At 35.5% G+C, this 21,361-nt stretch carries 20 protein-coding genes and 1 pseudogene; 5 read left to right on the top strand and 16 right to left on the bottom strand.

The features are described from left to right. Positions 1–17 precede the first annotated feature (17 nt). From KI210_RS06745 to KI210_RS06725, 5 genes are all read right to left on the bottom strand, one after another. Entirely contained in the window at positions 18–971 is a 954-nt protein-coding gene (locus tag KI210_RS06745) for a hypothetical protein (RefSeq protein WP_212781126.1), read from the bottom strand. Continuing rightward, positions 958–4,152, bottom strand: coding sequence for a hypothetical protein (locus KI210_RS06740; RefSeq protein WP_212781125.1), 3,195 nt, complete (start codon positions 4,150–4,152; stop codon positions 958–960). The genes KI210_RS06745 and KI210_RS06740 overlap by 14 nt, the downstream gene beginning before the upstream one ends. Further along, entirely contained in the window at positions 4,136–4,522 is a 387-nt protein-coding gene (locus tag KI210_RS06735; protein WP_212781124.1) for a hypothetical protein, read from the bottom strand. Before KI210_RS06735 ends, KI210_RS06740 begins: the two co-directional genes overlap by 17 nt. Positions 4,523–4,681: 159 nt before the next feature. Next, positions 4,682–4,879 carry a DUF1659 domain-containing protein gene (locus KI210_RS06730; RefSeq protein ID WP_212781123.1) on the bottom strand — a complete coding sequence of 66 codons (198 nt, stop codon included), beginning with the start codon at positions 4,877–4,879 and terminating at the stop codon, positions 4,682–4,684. A 308-nt stretch (positions 4,880–5,187) separates the two neighbouring features. Beyond that, complete coding sequence (locus tag KI210_RS06725; protein WP_212781122.1) at positions 5,188–6,051, bottom strand: class II fructose-bisphosphate aldolase; 864 nt, start codon at positions 6,049–6,051, stop codon at positions 5,188–5,190. 155 nt (positions 6,052–6,206) lie between these two features. Between KI210_RS06725 and KI210_RS06720 the strand changes: the two genes are divergently transcribed. After that, positions 6,207–6,959: a DeoR/GlpR family DNA-binding transcription regulator gene (locus KI210_RS06720; RefSeq protein ID WP_212781121.1), complete on the top strand. Its 753-nt coding sequence runs from the start codon at positions 6,207–6,209 to the stop codon at positions 6,957–6,959. 743 nt (positions 6,960–7,702) lie between these two features. On the opposite strand, the gene KI210_RS06715 is transcribed toward KI210_RS06720, so the two are convergent. From KI210_RS06715 to kduD, 5 genes are all read right to left on the bottom strand, one after another. Continuing rightward, a complete protein-coding gene (locus KI210_RS06715; RefSeq protein WP_212781120.1) occupies positions 7,703–8,329 on the bottom strand; it encodes a bifunctional 2-keto-4-hydroxyglutarate aldolase/2-keto-3-deoxy-6-phosphogluconate aldolase in 627 nt (208 codons plus the stop codon). 27 nt (positions 8,330–8,356) lie between these two features. Beyond that, a complete protein-coding gene (locus tag KI210_RS06710; RefSeq protein ID WP_212781119.1) occupies positions 8,357–9,319 on the bottom strand; it encodes a sugar kinase in 963 nt (320 codons plus the stop codon). Between the two features lie 226 nt (positions 9,320–9,545). After that, the gene (locus tag KI210_RS09105; RefSeq protein ID WP_281412875.1) at positions 9,546–10,097 is read right to left on the bottom strand and encodes a PTS transporter subunit IIC; all 552 of its coding nucleotides are present in this window, start codon (positions 10,095–10,097) and stop codon (positions 9,546–9,548) included. After that, positions 10,094–10,672, bottom strand: coding sequence for a PTS transporter subunit IIC (locus tag KI210_RS09100; protein ID WP_281412874.1), 579 nt, complete (start codon positions 10,670–10,672; stop codon positions 10,094–10,096). Before KI210_RS09100 ends, KI210_RS09105 begins: the two co-directional genes overlap by 4 nt. 35 nt (positions 10,673–10,707) lie before the next feature. After that, entirely contained in the window at positions 10,708–11,535 is an 828-nt protein-coding gene (kduD, locus tag KI210_RS06700) for a 2-dehydro-3-deoxy-D-gluconate 5-dehydrogenase KduD (RefSeq protein WP_212781118.1), read from the bottom strand. Between the two features lie 143 nt (positions 11,536–11,678). On the opposite strand from kduD, the gene KI210_RS06695 reads away from it, so the two are divergent. The 4 genes and pseudogenes from KI210_RS06695 to KI210_RS06680 all read left to right on the top strand — a co-directional run bounded on the left by KI210_RS06695 (position 11,679) and on the right by KI210_RS06680 (position 15,891). After that, positions 11,679–12,434, top strand: coding sequence for an IclR family transcriptional regulator (locus KI210_RS06695; RefSeq protein ID WP_212781117.1), 756 nt, complete (start codon positions 11,679–11,681; stop codon positions 12,432–12,434). A gap of 536 nt (positions 12,435–12,970) precedes the next feature. After that, positions 12,971–13,132 (top strand): annotated as a pseudogene (locus KI210_RS06690) (site-specific integrase); the annotation flags it as partial. Between the two features lie 61 nt (positions 13,133–13,193). Next, positions 13,194–14,066 (top strand): hypothetical protein, encoded by an 873-nt coding sequence (locus KI210_RS06685; RefSeq protein ID WP_212781116.1) that lies wholly within the window; start codon positions 13,194–13,196, stop codon positions 14,064–14,066. A 253-nt stretch (positions 14,067–14,319) separates the two neighbouring features. Next, on the top strand, positions 14,320–15,891 hold the full coding sequence (locus KI210_RS06680; RefSeq protein ID WP_212781115.1) for a hypothetical protein: 1,572 nt from the start codon (positions 14,320–14,322) through the stop codon (positions 15,889–15,891). Positions 15,892–16,292: 401 nt separating this feature from the next. Here KI210_RS06680 and KI210_RS06675 read toward each other — a convergent pair whose 3' ends face one another. The 6 genes from KI210_RS06675 to KI210_RS06650 form a co-directional block, all read right to left on the bottom strand. Next, positions 16,293–17,450 carry a GNAT family N-acetyltransferase gene (locus KI210_RS06675; protein ID WP_212781114.1) on the bottom strand — a complete coding sequence of 386 codons (1,158 nt, stop codon included), beginning with the start codon at positions 17,448–17,450 and terminating at the stop codon, positions 16,293–16,295. A gap of 369 nt (positions 17,451–17,819) precedes the next feature. Continuing rightward, positions 17,820–18,650 carry a PTS system mannose/fructose/sorbose family transporter subunit IID gene (locus KI210_RS06670; RefSeq protein WP_212781134.1) on the bottom strand — a complete coding sequence of 277 codons (831 nt, stop codon included), beginning with the start codon at positions 18,648–18,650 and terminating at the stop codon, positions 17,820–17,822. Positions 18,651–18,673: 23 nt separating this feature from the next. Further along, positions 18,674–19,483 (bottom strand): PTS mannose/fructose/sorbose transporter subunit IIC, encoded by an 810-nt coding sequence (locus tag KI210_RS06665; RefSeq protein WP_212781133.1) that lies wholly within the window; start codon positions 19,481–19,483, stop codon positions 18,674–18,676. Positions 19,484–19,494: 11 nt separating this feature from the next. Continuing rightward, the gene (locus tag KI210_RS06660; protein WP_212781113.1) at positions 19,495–19,986 is read right to left on the bottom strand and encodes a PTS sugar transporter subunit IIB; all 492 of its coding nucleotides are present in this window, start codon (positions 19,984–19,986) and stop codon (positions 19,495–19,497) included. Continuing rightward, positions 19,986–20,399, bottom strand: a complete 414-nt coding sequence (locus KI210_RS06655; protein ID WP_212781112.1) for a PTS sugar transporter subunit IIA — start codon at positions 20,397–20,399, stop codon at positions 19,986–19,988. The genes KI210_RS06660 and KI210_RS06655 overlap by 1 nt, the downstream gene beginning before the upstream one ends. A gap of 4 nt (positions 20,400–20,403) precedes the next feature. Further along, complete coding sequence (locus tag KI210_RS06650; RefSeq protein ID WP_212781111.1) at positions 20,404–21,204, bottom strand: SDR family oxidoreductase; 801 nt, start codon at positions 21,202–21,204, stop codon at positions 20,404–20,406. Between the last annotated feature and the right edge of the window lie 157 nt (positions 21,205–21,361).

The raw sequence follows: 21,361 nt of genomic DNA, 5'->3' as shown, positions 1-21,361 counted from the left end.
GTTTGTCTGATTGTCTTCTAACCAATTTTTGCCAATCCCCACCTCAATATGTGTAAACGACTCTTTGGCAAAATCAAACTCAAAATTAATTCATCACGGTAAACCTGATTAAACCGCTTTAAGACAGTATATAGACGATTAACTATTTGGGCTTCCGCTTCTGGATCATCTACTATGCAATAATCTTCTTGTGTATTTTTATCGTTACGGTATTTAGGGGCATTCAAATAAACATTTTTGCTCAGCTCTTCTTGTTTTAACTGATTCTCCAATGATCGACGCTCAATTTGGTCTTTGTCTTTGAATTCAAGCAGAATACGATTAGCTAAATTGCGACTCCTATTACGTTGATTTGTTTCCAGCTCCTTACGTCTATTAAGATCATTCCACCATTTTAAGGTAGTAAAGGTTGTTTGGCGAATCCCCAATTCACAGCTGTTACTTAAGTTTACCTGCAACAAAGTAAAATCTTCTTTATCTTTTTTCAGCCAATTAACCTTATTTAGATATAGCTGATCTAATAAGCTGTCACTACTAAAAAAGCTTTCAGTTCCGTTCAAGCCCTTCAGCATCAAGCGATATAAAATATTCTTTTTCAGCTCTTTAACTTCATTTTCGTGTAGCTTAATCACGTGAGGACTGCCATTTCTCGAATTTCGCAATGCTCTTTTAATATCTAGACGAGTTACTTTTGCATTAGTAAAGATGTAAGCATGAAAATAGTTGCTACCAGCTATTTTATTTTTTTCATCAATAGTAAAGGAGAGAACTCTAGAATTATCATTGCTATTTTTATTCAAACTAGCCACGCTGGAAATTACCGCATATTGGTCGAGAGCCTCCACATCAGCTGAAAAGAAATTATAATTCTGACACAGCTTATCAAAATTAATTTCTCCACCAACTAATTTACTATAATGTTCCGTTATCTTGTCTTCTGCTTGTGTGAACTTGGAGTTACTCTTCCCCATTACTGCATACCTCTTTTATTACTTTGATAGCATCTACATTTATACGTCCATTTTTCTCGAACAATGCAGGAATTTCAACTATTAATTTTCCATCTTGGTCTGCCTTAGGATGACTAGGCAATTCATACTTCTTATCGTCGGCAATTAAATTAATAATCATTACTTTTTCCCCAGACTGCAGCTTAGCTAAAGTCTTTGCACGATCTTGCTTAGCCCCTGTAGACGAAAGATGGTTGCTTGGACGCCAATATTTAGCATCCCAATAAATATTTTCACAACCCGTCTTATTTTTTCTGATTACCAATCCATCAAAACGCTCAAAATCCCTGTCTGGCATTTCATGTACATCAAGGCCCAAACCTTTTAAAACAATTTGGATTACTTTTTCACTAAATGCTGCAAGATAAAAATTAAATATCATTGGTGGAACCAGCCAATAACGATGAGGTTTTGAAAAATCAAATTTAGCATCTTTGAATTCTTTAGCAATCTCAGGATTGTTGTTCAAAATTGCTTTAATATCAGCTTGATAATTCAAAAATGGATTCTTCAGACTCTCTCCTGAAAGATTAGTGCCGATAGCTGCTAAAGGTGTATAGTCGGCATTGGCAGGACCATTTTTATACTCCCAATCTATAACCGGTTTGCCAAAATCATAATAAAATTGTCCCCATTTTGTTAACTCGCCTGGCTCATCGCCATATAAATTCAATAGAATAAAGGCTCTAAGATCTTTCCAGAATTTTCTACTTTTTGCATTTTTCTGCAAAAATGGAAGTTCATTCTGGTAAATGTACTCAATGCCATTGTTAATATCATCAACATTGCTGGCAGCTTTTACTTGAGGGGTCCAATTATACTTACCAAGTAAAGCTTCAATTGCTGGGATAGTTTGCTTATCTTCAAGGTAACTAAAGTCAATCCCGGTACGGTGGTCAAGAATTGACTCATCCCAATAATATCGAGTTATATTTGGCTTAATAACCGTTCTCTGCAAGCGACCCGCGGCTTGTTCCAGGAAAACGGAACCTGCAACTCTTACCGAATACAGATCATTTTTTGAATTCTTACTTATTGGACGTTGTTCCAAATAAGTTAGATCGTTTTCGATTGCAGTTTCTTCGCTAATTTCACCATCGTACGCCAATCCAGCATTTTCCAATATTATTTGTAATGCATCGTCTGGCCTTACCCTGCCATCTTGGTTGACGTACCATTTTCCAATGTTTCTTGGCTTTTCAAAATACGCAGCATCTAAATCTCGTTGCAAGATTTCACTGTCTGTTAAACGGCGCGAATCTACCACTACATAATTTGCAATCTGGTCTCTTTTAAGTGGCAAGGTAATATTTAATGACCGCCCTGCAGACGCGTAAGTGGTAAAAATTAACTGCGGTTCTGCCGTGTCAGATAATTCAAAATCTTCACCAGAGTAAAATTCCCTTATTTGTGGTGAAAGCTTAGGGAAAGCTTGTTCTAGCAATAGTTCATACCAAGCAATATTGGCTTTAGCATTCTTAAAAATTATCATTGCTTTATGTTGAGGATCTGGCTGCGTCAAGAAATCTAAGATTGCTGCCAAAGTCTGCATTTCACGTTTAAACAAAAAGTCTTTTCGATCATCATTTTCTAAATTAAGCTTGGCAATTATTTTGCTAATCTGCCTACTAGGGAGCGATATTTTATATTGCTTTAGCAGTGAAGTAAATATCTCAACCCGGTCAGAAAGTTCACTAACTGACAATAAAATTGTTTTGATCTCAGCCTTGCTATCTTCCAATTGCTTTTTTATTTCGTCAGCGGACTGTTGTAAATCTTCAATATCTGCATCAATTAACTTCAAATCATCCCATTCAACCTCTGTTTCAATGTGTCTAGACGAAAAATTGGCAATCGAAGAATCATTTCGACTGGTTGCAGACAAGCCGATAACTAATTGTCTTCGGCCCAATTCTGTTAGTAAAGCTTCAGGCGTCTGATTCAATTGATGAGCAGTGAAACTTACAGCATATTCATCTCCAGATTTTCGATCAATTTTTATAAAGTCAATTAACTGTAAATATGGATCTGTGTCCAGTAATTTATTACGATGCTGTAGTCTTTGATTAATTCTAGGAAGACTAACATTTGTTCTTTCATACTTGGACAAAAAATATGTCAGCATTTGCTCAGTTTCAGCAAAGTGCTGATTGAATATCACGTTAAAAAATGACTCAACTTTTTTCATTAGCAATTCTGTATCTTCGATATCAGAATGTTGAGCTTTGAGTGCATTAAGCGCAACTTTATACGCAGTCTTGGTAAATTTTTGAGTTAGCTCTACTATTTTAAATAGAAACCTTCCTAGTTCTGTACCCTTTGCTTCAGCATTGAGCTTATATACATTACTATTTTCATCATAGTAAAAATAAAGCTCTTGCTTGTGGGAAACTAGAGGGTGATCGATACTTCTAAACAGAAACGTCGGTTGCAAAATTTGGGTTAACTGGTCATCAAGTTTAAACTGCAAACTAGGATCATATCTCAATCTATTGCCAGTCTCGCTCTCCACTAAGCCTCGAAAGTTTTTATTTAGACACTTATTATATTTTTCCAACTCATCCCTTGAATGATCGTGTTTAAATTCATTAGGCAAAGCATCTAGGCGAGCCGGAGATAATGCACTTTTAAGATCTTTCATTAACTGCAGCAAACCACATTTATCGAAGTCTGAAGTACAAGCATCTGTAATCATTCGATTCAGCCAAACCTGCTTTTGTCCATCAAACTCATCAATAATCAATATTGGCTGATCCCGATCTTCAGTTTGCCAAAAGTGGCCACCAACGTTGGTAAACTTAATACTCGGAAGCAAAAATTTATCAGTAGTCAACAAACAAACTTTATACTGATTTGCGGGTTTTAGTTCTGTCCAAATTTTTGTTAGATCTGGATATTCTTCAACATATTTTTGACAAGCATGAGTTAAGTCCTTTCCGGATAACATCGGTCGGTCCTTGCGAAGGATACTATCTACTTGTCTAACATACACATGCAACAAGTGGGTAATTGACCGTGCCAAATTATTCCTTGGTAGTTCTTGTTTTTGGTCGATTAAGTAAGTCCAGTAATTATCGGCAACACTCTTAACAGCATTTTCGATCGGACTTTTCTTTACTCTGTCGTCACTGATGACTTCCAAAAAGTTTCTTTTTTAAATTTGCCCTATCCGGCACAGCACTAAGGCTAACCTTGTCATTAAAATCTAGTTTTGGAAAGTTATCACAATAAAAATGATCTAGTGCATCTACATGACTATATATGCAAACGACTAATTGCTGTTCTTTAGGATTATCAACAAGCTTAGCCATTAAACGATCGTAAAACTCATCCCTAGCTTTACGATCTACAATCGGAACTATGTACGAATGTTTCTTATCAGATAAAAGATCATCCGCGATCATTTCAATAACTTTTTCTGTCTTGCCACTACCAGTTGGGCACTGAATTCTTACTATTCCCTTTGAGTTTTTGGCAACTAAGTCGGCCATTTTTTTATATTGCTGGGTCATGCGATAATCCTTTCTAGCCAGTGCTGTAACCCTTCACATTAATAAATCATATAGTAATTTTATTAAATATGCAAAATAAACACCAAAAAAGCCCCGAAATCGTAATGATCTCGGGGCTGATAATTCAGACTAGTTAAGGCATGGGTATTTAGTTTATCTTTAGGCTAATTCTTGGTGTTGCATCAAAGTTACTTTGCCAAAGCCATCGCCTTGCAAGTCACTAATTGCTTGACCAACTGCTTTAATTGCTTCAGCAGACGCATCCAACTTAACGTTCTTGTAAGTCTTTTGGTCTGCACCTTCTTTGTAACGTGCGTTTTCGAAAGTGAATACTACTTCTTGTTGTACTAAATTCATGTTTAGCTCCTCTGTGTTCAAATGTTAGTTTCATAAGGCTGCGCAGCTCTTACACTATTACTAACGTTTGAAAAGGAGAAAAATGGACATGGCGGGGGTTAATTATTGGGTCTAGATCCAACCTGTTTTGAGGCTGAGATGGCGATTGGAAGATAAAAATCTAAGAAAACCTCTCTAAAATAAAACGTCGTCATACCTTGCCTTTACAAAAGCTTGGTATGACGATATTTTTAGTTTTAAGGAAGAGAGAAATCTCCGCCTTGGAATCTCGACTTAGCAAAATATATTACTTTAAGGGTTAGCTTTACTCAAACTCTATTATTAGAACCGAAAATTCTTATCTTTTCGCTAATATCTTTTTGGACTAACTCCATAATTTTTAGATCTGCATTGAAAAGAAATGTTTGTTTGTCTTTTTGTTCGTTCAAGTAATTTCTCAATCCGTTTGTTACATTGTAGGACATCGTAGAGTAGTAATTTACTTTGCTTATCCCATTGGAAATAGATTTATGATATTCTTCATCGGATAATCCTGATCCACCGTGTACAACTAGAGGAATTGGCAATGCCTCTGAAATTTCATATAATCTTTCAAAGTTTAAACTTAGCTTTTCACGATAAATACCATGAACAGTACCGTATGAAATAGCAACAGCATCAACGCCAGTTTCTTCATAAAATCTCTTAGCATCCTCAACCGTTGTATAATTATCCGAAAGGTTAGAATAGTCAGCTTTTCCTTTACCAACATCAGTAGTCATAACACCAACCTCTCCTTCAACGGTTGCGCCAAGCATATGAGCAACTTCTACTACTTTTTTGGTCGCTGCAATATTTTCATCCAACGGCTTTAAAGATTGGTCAATCATGACTGATTTAAATCCCATTTGCAACGCAATCATGCAGGTTTTTATATCAGTACCGTGATCTAAGTGAACTACTACCGGTACAGAGCTTTGTTTCGCCAAATCTAAAGCAATCTTTCCACCTATATCTAGTGGTAAATATGGAAAATGCGATTCAGCAATTTGTAATACCACTGGGGCTTTTTCAGTTTCAGCAGCTTTTACAATTCCTCTGGCAGTGTTCAAATCTGCATAGTTAAATGCGCCTACTGCGTAACCATCTTTCTTTGCTTTAGGTAATACATCATTAAGATTTGCTAATACCATTTTTTCGTCCTCCTTGTTTCACTTTTCACCTTCAGCTTAAGTTTATATATCGTCTATGTAAAGGCTTGCATGGTACATTGCAAACTTTTCACGTATAATCAAATTAAGTTCATTTTTTGGTAGTTATTATTCAAAATGTAACATTGGAGAAGATCATGTTTCAGTCACGTCAAAGAATCATATTGGAATTACTAAAGAAGTATAAGTATTTACGAATAAGTAAAATGGCTGAAATTTTGCACTATAGTACTTCTACAGTAAGAAGAGACCTTATTGCTCTGGAACAACAAAATTTAGTTCAAAGAGTAAACGGTGGTGCTTTACTTATCGAATCTAAATTCACAGAAGCTCCAGTAGACATTAAAAAGAGAATACATCTAGATGAAAAAAGGCATATTGGTGCTTTAGCAAGTAATTTAATCAATAAGAATCAATCTATCTTTATTGATGGTTCTTCTACCACGTTTAATCTTTGTCAGTTTTTAGATCCTAGTCTCAATTTGACTTTATACACCACAAATATTGATACCGCCGGCTATTTAATAAGAAATTACAGCAATTTCTCTGTCACTATATTCGGAGGAGAATTGTATGATTTTGAAGCTGGTGGCAATCAAACCATCGTTCAACTACAACAACATGTATTTGATATTGCTTTCCTTTCTTGCAGAGGTTTAGATAAAAAATTTGGTATAACTGATCGACTTGAGAAGGAAGCTATCTTAAAAAGAACACTTGAAAATCATGCTAAAAAAATTGTCTTACTCATAGATGATTCTAAATTTGATGAAGTCCTGAATTTTAAAGATCTTTCTTTATCTATGGTTGATGTGGTGGTAACCAACAAAAAACCAAGTAATGAATATCTCAATTTATTTAGAAGTAAACACATAAAAGTCATGTTCTAAAAACATATAGGTATATAAGCGACAGCTATTTTGAACCACCTCCTAAATTAGGAAAAAATCTAGTTTAGGGTTTTATTATGGTTAAATTCTCAAAAGAATATAAAATTGAATTTTTAGATTATAAAACGAATGATATCAATATGCTTTCTTAAGAAGAAGGTTCTGAAACAGGTAGCAGAGTTACCTATTTAGTTAAAATGATTGACTTTTACCCCCTCTGCAATTTTAGATAAACCAAGTACTAGATAATCTTAAGAAGCAAAGTCTACTGCAATTATTCAGATATTTCAGAATGTTATCTTAAATACAAGACTGTATTTATCAGCTATAATCGATGGTTCTACTCAAGAGTATCTTGTTCACCACTTTTCTGAGAGTCAAAATTCAAAGCATGATATCGAGAGCCATAATAACTGAGTCTTACCTGCCTTAATGACCTATTTTTTTCAAACAGATCAAGGTTAATAATATCAGCATAGTGTATTTCAAAAGCAGCTTGAGAATCATGGTACGATCTGTTTATTGTAAAAGAAATTCATTAGATGATGTATTAATTGAAGGAATCATTGGATAACTCAGTTGCAAAAGATTCTATGTTTTAAAAATTCGGTAAGAGTAAAAGCAATCTAAAAATAAAAAACATATATGAAATATTTAAGACAAAAAATCTGACTCCGATAGAATATCGAAATCAGATTCTTAATCAGTAGTATAAATATTTTGTTTCAATTTTAGGCTTCATATCAGTAATTAGTATTTTTTATCTTATAGACGCTTTCACTGAAACATTGAGCATTCTTCTTCACTAATTCATACTTTTCTTCTTTTCCGGGGGACACCAAGTTTCCTCCCACGCCTATGACAAATGCACCATTTTTAAACCACTCTTCTATATTGTCCAACGTTATACCACCACTAGGCATTACATTCACATAAGGAAAAGGTCCATGTATTTCAGAAATATACTTACTACCCACTAGGGAGCTTGGAAATATTTTTATCAAGTCTGAACCAAAAGTAAGAGCATCTTGTACCTCAGTTGGACTATAACACCCAGGAATATAAGGAACTCCATACAGGTTACATTCTTTTGCAGTTTCTTCACTAAAGGATGGGCTTACAATGAACTGAGCTCCAGCTAATATTGCGATTCTTGCTGTTTGACTATCTAATACAGTTCCAGCACCAATAACCACATGAGTATCATCTTTATATTCATGAACCAGTCTTCGTATGGTTACTTCTGCATCTGGAGAAGTAAAGGCTAATTCAATACCCACCACATTTCCTGCAATGCATGCCTTAGCTGTTTTATATGAATTTTCATCTGAAGTACCTCTTATGACTGCTACAATTCCAGCTTGGTACATTTTTTTAAGGAAATAAATTTGGATATTTTATTCATAATGTTCACTGTTCTTTTCATAAAACTTTCCTAATTCTCCTCTATTTGGGTATCCGTCATTATCGCCATGAGTTTGAAATTGAAGGGCGCCTATAGCATTTCCTCGATTAGCCGCTTCGAAATATGATTTTCCTTCCAAAAGAGCACTAATAACCCCTAAAGCAAATCCATCTCCCGCTCCAACTGTATCAACTACTTTAGCTACCTTAAAACCTTGAACTACCCTTTCATCGTTTGTCTTTGTTTTAACGTAAGCTCCATCAGGGCCCAGCTTTACAAATACAGCTTTTGTCTGCGGATTTTGAAGATAGTAATCAGCAATATCTTGGGGAGAATCAAGGCCTGTTAATATTTTTCCTTCTTTTATGCCAGGTAACATAATATCGGCATATTTGGCCAATTTATTAATGGTTTTCACCATATATGTTTCATTTTTCCACAATCTAGGTCTTAAGTTTGGGTCAAACGTCAAAGTGATTTTCCGCTTATTCATCTGTTTTGCAAAAAAAATGCTCGTTTCTAGTGAACTATCTGATAATGCGGGAAATATCCCAGTTAGATGTCCAAATTTTGCATTAGTTAAATCAACTCGTTTGAGAATATCAGGAGTCATGTGTGAAGCAGCAGAAGATTTTCTAAAGTTAAATACTTTTGGATCCCCTTCAGTAACAAGTTGTTTCATCTGATATCCAGTTATGAAGAGAGACGTCTTCTTCAAAACTGATGAATCCAATTTTTGCTTATTAATTTGATCTTCGATAAAGTCTCCTTGAGGATCTCTACCTATTTGACTTATGTATTTGACAGTGTGCCCTAATCTATTCAGGCCAATAGCAACGTTTAATTCAGCACCACCTACAACCCTTTTAAAATTTACGGCTTCCTTCAAACTAATATCTGGCTCGGTTGAACAGAAGACTACTAACGGCTCCCCTATTGTTATAACTTCTGACATAAAATCACAGTTTTCTTTACAAACCTTTCTTTATTTGTTTTTTGTTCCAAATAAGTAAAATTAAAGCAAAAATTGTCAACAATATTGCACCAATAATTGGAAGATTTACTGTTGTCTCGTACACTAACCAAGCTAATGGACTAGCTGCAAAATCTATACTTGCAACTGAATTTGTACCTGCAGGTATCAAACTAGATTGAACCATTTTTACTGCGTGAGTAAAAATTCATGCAAGTGCAGTAGCTGATAATACACCAAAGATTAAACTTACGATGCCTACTAGTAGTGACTTTAAGACATTTCCTTTGGTGTAAGGTAAAACTAAAGGAAAAATGTAGATTAAACCAGACAAACTTGCTAAAGGCAAAAATTGATTACCAGGAATAATTACTGAAAGAAAGAGAATAATTGGGATTAAAAGCAAACTGGTTACTAAAGTAACTGGATGACCTATTACTAAAGCTGGAGTCATTCCGATATTAAATTCTTTTCCTCTAAACTTTTGCTTAACAATTTCCTGAGTTCTTTTTGCGATAGGGGAAAGACCTTCAATAAACAAGCCGGTTATTCTTGGGATAAGAACCATAACTGCAGCTAGAATGACACCTAACTGAAGAATCTTAGCAACAGAATATTTGGCCAACGCTCCTATAATTATTCCAACAATAACTCCTAAAACAATCGGATCACCTAATACTCCAAACTTTTCTTTCATTTTATCTGCGTCAATATCAATTCTATTTAACCCAGGAATCCTATCCACTATCCAATTGATTATAATTGCAAAAGGAATAAAACTAATGCAGAAAGCTTGTGGAATTGAAATTCTGTCAAGTCCTTTCCATAGAACTCTTCTACTCTTTTTTGGGATCTATCTGCACCAACAAGCGTAACAATAATGGTTATTATTGACGCAAACATCCCCCACCAAAAACTTTTAGTTGCAAAGTATACAATTGATCCTATAAAAGCAAAATGCCAATAATTCCAAAGATCAATATTTAAAGTTTTAGTACATCCAATAAGCAAAATAACCAAATTAACGAGTAAACCTAATGGGATGATTATTGCACCTACTGATGTTGCAAAAGCAACTTGTGAAGCTGCGGGCCAGCCGATATCAAGCGTATACAAGTGTAAATGGTAAGCTTTAACCATAGAATTAACAGCCGGACCAATATTGTCTGAAAGTAACTGTGTAATTACGCTCAAACCCACAAATCCAACCCCAACTTTTAGCCCGGATATTAGAGATTTTCCAAATCCCATTCCTATAATTAGTCCCAATATAAGAAATATTATCGGCATCATGACACTTGCACCAAGGGACATAATGTAATTTATAACGGACATTTTAGAATTACCTTCCTTAAAATAAAAAAGTTATTTTAACGAACTAAATATCCACCATCTACGGGAATGATTGCACCATTAATGTAAGCCGCTGCGTCACTTGCTAAGAATACAGCAGGTCCCATTAATTCATATGGATCTGCCCAATGTCCCATAGGAATTCTGCTTAAGATTTCTTCATTTCTTTCTTTTTGAGCTCTAATCGGAGCTGTATTTTCAGTCTTAATATATCCTGGAGCTATAGCATTGACAGTAACGTTGTATGCCCCCATTTCAGAAGCAAAAGCCTTAGTCAAACCAGCAACCCCATGTTTCGAAGCCGTATATGAAGGAATGAATTTGCCGCCTTGGAAGGAAAGCATTGAACCAATATTAATAATTCTTCCACTATTCTGTTTAGCAAAAACCTTAGAAGCTGCAAGTGACATGTGATAAACAGCACTCAAATTGATTGCTATAACTTTATCCCAATCCTCATCTTTAGATTCAAGTATCGGATTACGTTTAATCATTCCTGCATTATTTACAAGGATATCAATATGGCCCATTCTTGCAATCGCTTCTTCAATAACCTTTTCTGGTTCACCAGGTTTAGTTAAGTCACAATCTAAAAATTCAACCTTTTGCCCAACACTTTCAATGATTTCTTGGGTATTTTTCCATTCTTTTTTTCCGAAAGTTGGAATAAAAATATCAGCTCCTGCCTTTGCCATAGCAATTGCGTAGCCTTGTCCTAACCCAGTATTTCCACCGGTAATAACGGCCACTTTACCTTTGAGGCTGAATTTATCCATACTAAAATTATTCTTCAATTCCTCTTCATGTTGCTTGATTTCTTTTTCTGTTTCATGAATCTCTGACATGATAATAACTCCTTTATCAAATCTGTTTATTTCCATTTAAGAAATGCCATTTCTTATTTACACGTAGATTGTAAGCGCTTAATAATAGATAGTCAAGATAATTTTGATAAAATAAACATATAGTCTAATAAGGAGAGGATTCTATGACAGAAAAAAACTTATACGGTGCTGTTATACTAAAAGCCAAGGATTTGTTGGATATAATCTCAGATTCTGAAGAACCACTTACCTTAAAGGAGATCAGTTCTAAGATGACGATTTCAAAATCTACAGTTTTAAAAATTCTTCAAACACTAGAATATTGTGGATTAGTCAGAGCAACTGGGGTTAATAAAAAATATTGCCTAGGGACTATTTTTATAAAATACGGAGATCAGGCGGTGCATAGTTTTAATTTGGAAGAAGTAGCAATGCCGTTTCTTAATAAGCTACGTGATGAAACTACCGAGGCAGTTAACCTAGGCATCGTTGAAAATAATAAGGTGGTTCTACTTGATAGAGCAAAAAGCACCAATAATATACGATTTGATTTGGTTCTGGGTGGAACTATGAACATGTATTCTTCTGCAATGGGAAAGGCAATTCTTGCCTGCTATTCAGATAAAGCCATCAATAGTTACATTGACCACACAGCACTAGTAAAAATGACTAAGAACACAATTATCAGTAGAGATGAACTTCTTAGTGAAATTAATATAATTCGAAAACAAGGATATGCCATTGATAATGTTGAAAATCAAGACGGAATATACTGTATCGGCTTTGCATTAATGAAAAACGAACACATATTCGGAGCCTTCAGTATCAGTGCTCCATTATTTAGAACAAATCAAGAAAAAATCAATGATTGGATTGCGCTGGGATTTCAGACTCAAAAGCAAATTTTAGATAAACTTTGATACTCACAATAGTGTTTGTTTTCACATTAAAAGTGGAATTATCTAAAATACCATCAATAATTTACGTCACATATTAATAAATTCCCCTAATCAGGTAGATACCTGGTTAGGGGGGAAAATAAATTACTGCAACTATAAAGGTAAATAAAAACTCTTCTCCAAAATGTTTATAAGCCAATTATTATTAAAGATAATTAGCTTATAAAAGAAACACACATTCTAAAAGAGTTTTTTGCATCTTCTGAATAGCTTTCGATTTGACGGAAGAAACTGCATTTTTTTGCTTTGATAGAGCTCACTTTTTTAAAGACAGCAATATTCTTCGCTTTAAAAAACCTGCATATTTGAAACACTGTAGACAGGACCTTAAAATATTTATTGACTATCTTGAGAGATGTGAAAAAAATCTAGCAACTAAAGTCTATTATTGGCCTGGACTTTTTCGTCATTCAGAAACACAGGAATGCGCTATGGTTGGTGAGCATTTGTACCATCAAGTCATGTCACACATTTCAAAGCCTTAAGATTTTATTCAAACCATGAGAAAAACTGAAACATACCGTGTGTATGAACAATCCAATCATAATATCGGCCTGGTAATGAAATTGTTGAACCATTGTAGTGAAGCAATGACGCTAGCCTATTTGGAATTAGACCAGGAAAGTCGAGAGCATATGTTAGATAAGGTGGACTTTGGAGACCTGAATAACAGATATCAATGTTTACTTTTTAATGTGAAAGAAATTGGAGGAATAAGAAGTGAAAAATGTAGATCAAGATTCCAAGACATTGATTGGTTGGCGAAAGTATCCTAAAACACGACAAAAAGATTTTCTAAGTGCGCTCAGGAATATAAAGAAGATAAAGGGAACTAAACAAGAAGATAATGTTCAAGCACAATGGTATGCGGTTTTGAATTACTGTTTTGCTGACTACAAAGAAAACAAAGATTATGCGACTCACATTGAAAAGCTACTTCAAACTGATGGCCTAATGTTTGTCCGTAATATTACCGTATCGATGAACTTGATAACCGAGTTCAAGAGCGATGTCAGCATGTCAAAGAGACTTGAACAAGAAAAGATCCTTGCACAAGTAATTTACTACTTGAAGCGTATTGAAGAGCATATTGCTGAAGGCAATACGCTGCATCTTGAAATGCCTAATGTAGTACTCGCTGCAGACGTTGATCAAGTATTTGTTATTAATGCCAGAGTACTGTGGGATTATTTAAAGCTACCATTAGGCGCCGACTGGGAAAAATTAAACCCTAGATACGTTTACGATAATCTAGAACCTAAAATTCTTTATGAGAGGCTTGAAGAAGACAGAAACATTAATCCTTATGTTTATGATGTTGAAGCAAAGGATTTTGATGTCAATGATGTTATTGGACTGATTGCTGATCTAGCGGTAACAGATGATGTTCATAATCTGACAAAAATCCCAGTTACAGATGCCAACATTAGAGGAGTTTTTGATGAATTTTCTCGGTTAGTTACTCAAGGAAAAACTAAACTCACTAGTCAAGAACAAGTTGGAATGTTCATTACAGCTCTTACTGATCATGATTCCTTCCTAATAAAAAAACAATACTGCTACACTAAAAAAAGACGATGGAACGTATCATGACTACAGAATTAACGGTAGAAATTGGTATGCATTTTTCTCAAGATTCGATACTAACTACTCTGCCTCTGAAGTTAAAAAGATTGTTGCTGTTGGGGATGCTCTATTAGAAGAAGTTCAAAGGAGAAGATCGGGGGAATTTTGGACTCCAACCATTTGGGCAAATGAAGCGATTGATGCTATAGGCAAAGCTTTAAATCATGAAAATTGGCGTGATCACTACTATGTTTGGGATGGGTCCGCGGGTTCTAAAAATTTGACCCGTGACTTTAAGTTCAAGCATTTATTTTCTTCTACTCTTTTTGAAAATGAACTTGATTTATGTAAAATGTTCAACAAAAACAACGTAGCCTTTCAGTATGATTTTTTAAATGATGATATTGATATCAATCCTGATAACGCTAAAAGGTCTAAATTATATAGGTTTGCACCAGAACTGGTAGAAGCGATGTTATCTGACAAACCCCTGGTCTTTTACCAAAACCCTCCCTACGCAACTTCAGGAGACTTGAGATTTGATTCTGTTCACCACAAAGCAGGAGTAGCAAACTCGGCTACCCATGATTTAATGAAGGAGGCAGATATTGGTCATGCGTCAGAAAATCTTTACTCTCAATTTTTCTATAGATGTAACATGTTCAGAGAAAGATTCCATCTGTCGCATGTTGTATTGGCTACCTTTACCAAAAGTCAGTTTATGGCTGGAGGAAACTATTTTGGTAAACTTACTGATTACTTATTCTCTAGATATGAATATAAGTCTGGTTTCTTGTTAAATGCAGGAGAATTTAATGATACTTCTTCCGAATGGGGTATCTCATTTACAATTTTAGAATCTAGAAATAATCAAAAATATTCTGTTCCTGAAGAATTTCCTTTAACTGTTAAAGCAATTGAACCACGGTTTGGTGTTATAAATATTTCAGAACATATGCTTCAAAACCTTGATACTAAAGACTTCTTATCTAAGTGGGTCAGGGATGCCTTACCCAAGGCAAAAGAAATTGATTGGTGCGAACCTGATACCTATCCTACTTTTACTAGCGCGTTTAAGACAAAAGAAAAGTCAGCTCACAAACCACCTAAATATCCAAAAGAAGCTTTAGGATATGCATGGAATAAGGCCAATAATGTTGAAAAGTCTAAATTAGAAACCGCTTTGTTCAGCGCCTGTTACAGAGATGGAAATGGATTTCCGATAATGAAAGAAAACTTTGATAGAGTTATTATCAACTTTGCAATCAGAAAAGCCACAAAACACAGCTGGATATTCGATAAAGATAATTATTCTAAGCCTTCCAGAAAATTGTTAGACGATCCCAAGACTTATAATCAAGTTTTAGCAGACTGTGTTGTCTATTCTCTCTTTAACACCTATAGTTATCAAGTTTCTCTAAAAAATGTTGAATATAAGAATAATTTATACGATATTAAAAATCAGTTTTTCTGGCTTACAAAACAAGAAATAGGAAAGATTGCAGCAGAAAACAAAAATTCAGATATGGGTTTTGAAATAATGGATGATGATGAGCGGTTTGTCGCTTCTTGGCTAAATTCGCACAGAGAGTTTTTAAGCAACGAAGCTAAAATTGTACTGACCGATGCAACAAACGTTCTCAAAGAAACATTTCGATACAGAGTTTTATTGGATGAAGACTATCCTGAATTTAACCTGCTTCGTTGGGATGCCGGCTGGGAACAAATAAGACGCATAATTCATAATACGAAGGCTTCAGCCAGCTATAACGATTATTTCAAGCCAAGTTACAACAATTTGGAACAGAAAATAAATGGCTACATCTATGATTATGGCTTTCTAAAAAGATAACTTGGTCAGATGAACTTTATATACGAAAACTAAAAAAATGGGTAAACGTATACAATTAAAAAAGTACCATATCATGAATCAAGTCTCTAAACTAATACAAAGCCTAGTTTAGGGGCTTTTTTATTTTCAATTATCGACCACTACACTCAAAAAGCTTGATAATCATGGTATTACGCAATCCATGTCTCGTAAAGGAAATTCATTAGACGCTTGGGGGGTTGGGGGATACTCAAACAGTTGTTCTAAGGCCTTGAAGACACTTTTAAATACATTGAGGATCTTAAGAGAAAAATTACAGAATATATAAGTTACTTCAACTGATAAAGAATCAGATTCTTTATCAGTAAAAAAGTTATTTTATCCCATTTTTTGGTTATACCAATATGGAATACTTTTCTTTCCTAAAAATAGTCCCTAATTTCTGGCTTTTCTCTTCTTAGACTCCTGCCCCAGTCCATTGCTGCTTCTCTATTCTGAATATCAAGGCTGCGATGAAACTTAGCCCACTCCAAATCATGTGCTCCGAGCATCAGTGCAGTCAGTTCATTTACGCTTATTGCTAAATCCAGATCACCGTCGTTACTGTGTTCAACTGTATTCTGCCCATTCTTGCGACTCAAAAGATAGACACCACCATTAGCTGGCAAAACACGATCAACAACTTTTACCCTAACTTGATCGAAGTTACTCAAATAATCGTAATTTTGAAGAAATTGCTCTACATTCACAATTCGGGCCATCATATACGGCTGAATATCTTGCTGCACAACAGCTGGTTCAGCAAACAAAGCTGAAAAATTATCATCTACAAAGTCAAAATCAATTTCTTCCACCACCGAGCTATGACCAGTGATAAAACTAGCCAAACCAAAATAGGCATCAGAACTTGCACATACCCATTCTTGGATGTGCATTTTTTGTTCCAACTCATACAAAATATAACCTTCAGGAGCACCTGCAGCATTATAATAAATGGCAGTTTTCCAGCCAATCTTTAGCGCCAGATAATTCCACCATTCCGCAGTACGGTAGATCATCCCATTTTTCGGTTGATACAATTTTTGCAAAACAGCCACATTTTCAGGAATGGTACCCCGTTCAACTTTTCCAGTGAAGCGATCTAAATTCAATTGATGAATATCACGACTGAAAACTTTAGCTGCATGCTTTTGGAAAACATCTTCAAAGCCAAGTCGCCGATAGAACTGAGAGGAAAAGGGAGCTAAATAAGCCAAAGCATAATCGTCCTCGTGCAATTCATGCAAAGCCTTTTGCAACATCTTAGTGGCATAACCGCGGCCACCAGCTTCAGGGTATGTCATTACATCCCCAATACCAGCTGCTTTATAGTCGCGTTCATGCAATCTAGCAGTAAATGGCAGGGCGTACATCCCGCTTAGCAATTTTTCGTTATCAACCAGGCCATAGCAGTGCGCCATTTTATACCTAGCAGTGAAAAACTTTCGCCGATACTCTGAATCTTGACGGTTAAAAGCATATAAGTATAGATGATAAAACTCATTCAAGTTGGATAGTTCGAGGTGTTTAAAGTTTGGCATTTGGTCGCCTCCGTTATCGATAATACTTATTAAAATGCTGTCAACTATGTAGGTACACACTAATCACATAACATTTACTTTAAACTTAATTATTCAAATAAAAAAGCACTTCTTAAGTGTTGTTTCACAGAAGTGCAATAAAATTGGATACACATTTATAATCATAGAGGTTGTACATCAATTATAATTTACTTATTTCAATAATTAACCACCCCCATTGTTTTTTAGAACTCCAACTACTATTATTAAGAAACCCAGAATGGTATATAACCAATCAAACTTTCCAAACCATTTTTTTGAAAAGAATCCTGTAAAAAATAGAAGTGTGCCCACTGAATATGTAATTACTACATTAGACATTATCAACACCTATTTTCCTAAAATTCCTAAAGCATAGCCCAAAATTCCAACCGCAAAAAGGATGAAAATCAAAACTATTGGACTTACTTTTTTCTTCAGTAAATACATCATCAACAAGGTCAAACCCAAGGCTGCCAATCCAGGACATAACTCGTCTAAAATATTTTGTACAGTAGTAATGGTAGTCTTTCCATTAGTGGTGGTTTTGGAAACAACCAAAGAAATATTAATAGTCGTCCATTTATTTACCAAACACCCCATGATAAATAGTCCTAAAATTGTGGCTCCTTCGGTCAATTTCTTTAATAAGTCTCCAGAAAGATCCTGGACTAAAGCCAATCCTCTATTAAGACCTAACTTTAATCCATACCACTTCAAACCTAATCTAACTGCATTGAAGGCTACAAAGAAGATCAGCGGCCCTAACCACGATCCCTGCATTGCAAGAGTAGCTCCTAAAGCTGCTAATATAGGTCTCAGAGTGCCCCACATGACAGGGTCACCTACACCACATAGTGGGCCCATTAGACCAATTTTAATACTATTTATGGTCGCTTCATCAATATCTTCACCGTCGGCTTTTGCCTGCTCAAGGGCACTTGTCATTCCAATTACAGGTCCACTGAACGCTGGAGTTACATTAAAAAAAGTATTATGGCGCTTCAAAGCGGCAACCTGATCTTTTTTGTTCTTATAAATACGTTTAATAGTAGGAATCATGTCCACACAGAAAGCTAATGCATGGATACGTTCATAGTTAAACGAAGCTTGTTGAAAGTTTTCAAAAACAAAAGTTTTGAAAATATCGCTTTTAGTAAGTTTATTTTCTACTTTTTTGATGACTCACTCATATCGATACCTCTCTAGTCCTCTAACTCATCTTCCGGCAAATCTCCGTCACTCACTTGAACAGCTGATGTAACCCCACTAGTTTTATGGAATTGTGGATCAAGTTGAACATAGACTAATGCCAAAATCAGACCCACAGCACCCCAAGCCAACAAGCTTAATTTTAAGTAGCCGCTCAATACAAAACCTAAATAAAAGAATGGCATTAAGTACTTAACGTACATCATGTTAAGAATCATTGCATAACCAACTGTTACAATGAAACCACCCGCTACAGATAAGCCATTAGTTACAACATCTGGTATTGCATTTAACGCAGATTGGACCATTGTTGGGCTGACAAAAATAGCAACCAATGTAGTCGGAATAGATACTCTTAAAGCCTGAACTCCCAAGGCTGAAAAATGTAACATTTCGATTGCTTTAAAGTTTGCATTTTCAACTGCCTTATCAGAGGCATGTTGGAAAGCAACCGTAATCGTTCTTGCAAAAACAGTTAACACTTGCCCAGCTGCCGCAACTGGTAAAGCAATAGCAATCCCCTTAGAAATACTTTGATGCCCCACAATTACTAAAATCGTAGAAATAGTAGAGGCTAAGGCTGAGTCTGGCGATTGAGCAGCACCAACATTCATCCAGCCTAGTGCAATTAATTCCAAAGTTCCTCCTAACACCAAACCGGTAGCAGGATCACCTAAAATTATTCCCATTACTGAACATGCAATCAACGGTCTATGAGTTTGCCATTCGTCCAAGACAGAACCACATCCAACAATCGAAGACCACAGGAACACTAAAATTATTTGTAAAGTTGACATAACTATTTCCTCGACTTCTATTCTTTAACTTTCTGGTCTATCAACTTAAGCAAATCTTTCTTTGCATCATCTGCCAAAACTCTAAGATCCAATTCAATACCCAATTTATCTAATTCTTTGAATGCCGCAATATCTTCCTTAGTTACTGATACTGCCTTGGTTATTTGGGTCTTTCCTTCTTCGAATCTCATACCACCGATATTTATTGACTTTAACGGGACTCCACTTTTTACTAGTTCCAGAACTTCTTCAGGATTAGTAAACAAATAGAATACGGTAGTATCTGCATATTTCGGATTATTATATACAGCAACAGCCTTTTTTACATCAACTACGTTTACCTTCATGCCTGCCGGAGCTGCTTGTTTAAGCAATTTTTTTCTTATGTCATTATTAAAAACTTCTTGGCTAACAACGATAATTCTTTCTGCATCAGCCTGCTTTGACCAAACAGTGGCAACCTGACCATGAATTAATCGATCATCGATCCTAGCAAATTTAATAATCATTAGAAATCGTCTTCTTTCTCTTCTTTTTCAACTTCTGAACTTAAGACTCTTACATATGAATTTGAGTCTTGGGCTAGCATTTTTACCAAATCTGCTACTTTCATTTTGTCCTTATTCAGAGCTACTTCTAGCAACATCGGTAAAGACATACCGGCAACAACATCTGTAACTTTCTGCTGTAAAGCTAAGGTTGATGCAGCATTATAAGGCGTGCCGGAAAACAGATCTGTAATTACAAGAGTTTCTTCATTAGAATCATTTATAACATTTTGGATCTTTGTTTCCACATCCTTAATACCTTCGCCAGGCATGAACGTTAGAGGTAGGAAATCATCTACTTTTCCATAAATCATCTCCACTGCGCCTTTAAAGGCAACCCCAGTTTTACCATGTCCAATTAAAATGACCTTCATTTTTTTAGCCTCTTGACTTTCCTCCAGCTACATTAATTGTTACGCCTGTAATGTAACTAGCACGATCAGATAATAAATAATTCACCAAATCTGCTACTTCACTGAGTTTTCCACTTCGCCCCATAGGGGTCGTAGTAGTACTCTTATACCCTTCTCTCAACTGATCTACCGTAATATTTCTTGTGTAAGCAAGAGCTTCTTCATAAGCAGGAGTTCTTAACCCGGTTGCTTCCATAATTTCGGGTGCCACACCCACAACTCTAACATGCGATTTTCCAAGTTCTTTAGCCCATGAGCGAGTTAATCCATTTATTGCTCCCTTAGTTGCGGAATAGATGCTTTGCCCTTGAGAGCCTTCCAAGCCAGCTTCAGAAGACATATTTACAACTACGCCACCCGAATTTTTAACAAGTTCTTTTACGACTGCTTGCGTCATCAGGAAGACTGATTGTACATTTACACTGAACATCTTTTGAAATTCAGATAATTTAAATTGATATTTGCTATCGGGCTGCTTCTGATCAACCAGAATTCTTGGGAGATTTATTCCCGCATTGTTTACTAAACCATCAATTTTTCCAAACTTTGCTTTTCCCGCTGCAACAGCTGCGTTTACATCTTCTTCAGATGTAACATCACATTTAACTGATAGCAAACGTTCATTTGTTATTTTGCTTGGATTAAGATCTGCATTAATAATGTTTGCTCCATTTTCCAAAAGTTCTTTGACAATCGAGTTTCCAATTCCAGAAGATCCTCCTGTTACCACATACGTTCTACCACTGATGCCTAACCAATCGCTCATAATCTCGCCCTTTCTTTAACATTTGTGATTTGTATATTTTCTTTTATGTCTGCGCTTTCATCACTGTCATAATAGCATATGCTGTAATATTTTCAAATATAATTAAGCTTTATTCACATTTGTGATTTGGAGGAAAGGTGGTAATATAGTTCTAGAG

Source organism: Lactobacillus corticis, assembly GCF_018327645.1.
GTDB classification, from domain to species: Bacteria; Bacillota; Bacilli; order Lactobacillales; family Lactobacillaceae; genus Lactobacillus; species Lactobacillus corticis.
The sequence above is the reverse complement of the archived record's forward strand: the minus strand, read 5'-3'. Positions and strand labels throughout refer to the sequence as shown.

Bases quoted from the DNA above. Each gene is read 5' to 3' on its own strand.
- KI210_RS06745 (WP_212781126.1), bottom strand. From the start codon at position 971: ATGGGGAAGAGTAACTCCAAGTTCACACAAGCAGAAGACAAGATAACG.
- KI210_RS06735 (WP_212781124.1), bottom strand. From the start codon at position 4,522: ATGACCCAGCAATATAAAAAAATGGCCGACTTAGTTGCCAAAAACTCA.
- KI210_RS06730 (WP_212781123.1), bottom strand. From the start codon at position 4,879: ATGAATTTAGTACAACAAGAAGTAGTATTCACTTTCGAAAACGCACGT.
- KI210_RS06725 (WP_212781122.1), bottom strand. From the start codon at position 6,051: ATGGTATTAGCAAATCTTAATGATGTATTACCTAAAGCAAAGAAAGAT.
- KI210_RS06720 (WP_212781121.1), top strand. From the start codon at position 6,207: ATGTTTCAGTCACGTCAAAGAATCATATTGGAATTACTAAAGAAGTAT.
- KI210_RS06715 (WP_212781120.1), bottom strand. From the start codon at position 8,329: ATGTACCAAGCTGGAATTGTAGCAGTCATAAGAGGTACTTCAGATGAA.
- KI210_RS06710 (WP_212781119.1), bottom strand. From the start codon at position 9,319: ATGTCAGAAGTTATAACAATAGGGGAGCCGTTAGTAGTCTTCTGTTCA.
- KI210_RS09100 (WP_281412874.1), bottom strand. From the start codon at position 10,672: ATGTCCGTTATAAATTACATTATGTCCCTTGGTGCAAGTGTCATGATG.
- kduD (WP_212781118.1), bottom strand. From the start codon at position 11,535: ATGTCAGAGATTCATGAAACAGAAAAAGAAATCAAGCAACATGAAGAG.
- KI210_RS06695 (WP_212781117.1), top strand. From the start codon at position 11,679: ATGACAGAAAAAAACTTATACGGTGCTGTTATACTAAAAGCCAAGGAT.
- KI210_RS06675 (WP_212781114.1), bottom strand. From the start codon at position 17,450: ATGCCAAACTTTAAACACCTCGAACTATCCAACTTGAATGAGTTTTAT.
- KI210_RS06660 (WP_212781113.1), bottom strand. From the start codon at position 19,986: ATGATTATTAAATTTGCTAGGATCGATGATCGATTAATTCATGGTCAG.
- KI210_RS06655 (WP_212781112.1), bottom strand. From the start codon at position 20,399: ATGAAGGTCATTTTAATTGGACATGGTAAAACTGGGGTTGCCTTTAAA.
- KI210_RS06650 (WP_212781111.1), bottom strand. From the start codon at position 21,204: ATGAGCGATTGGTTAGGCATCAGTGGTAGAACGTATGTGGTAACAGGA.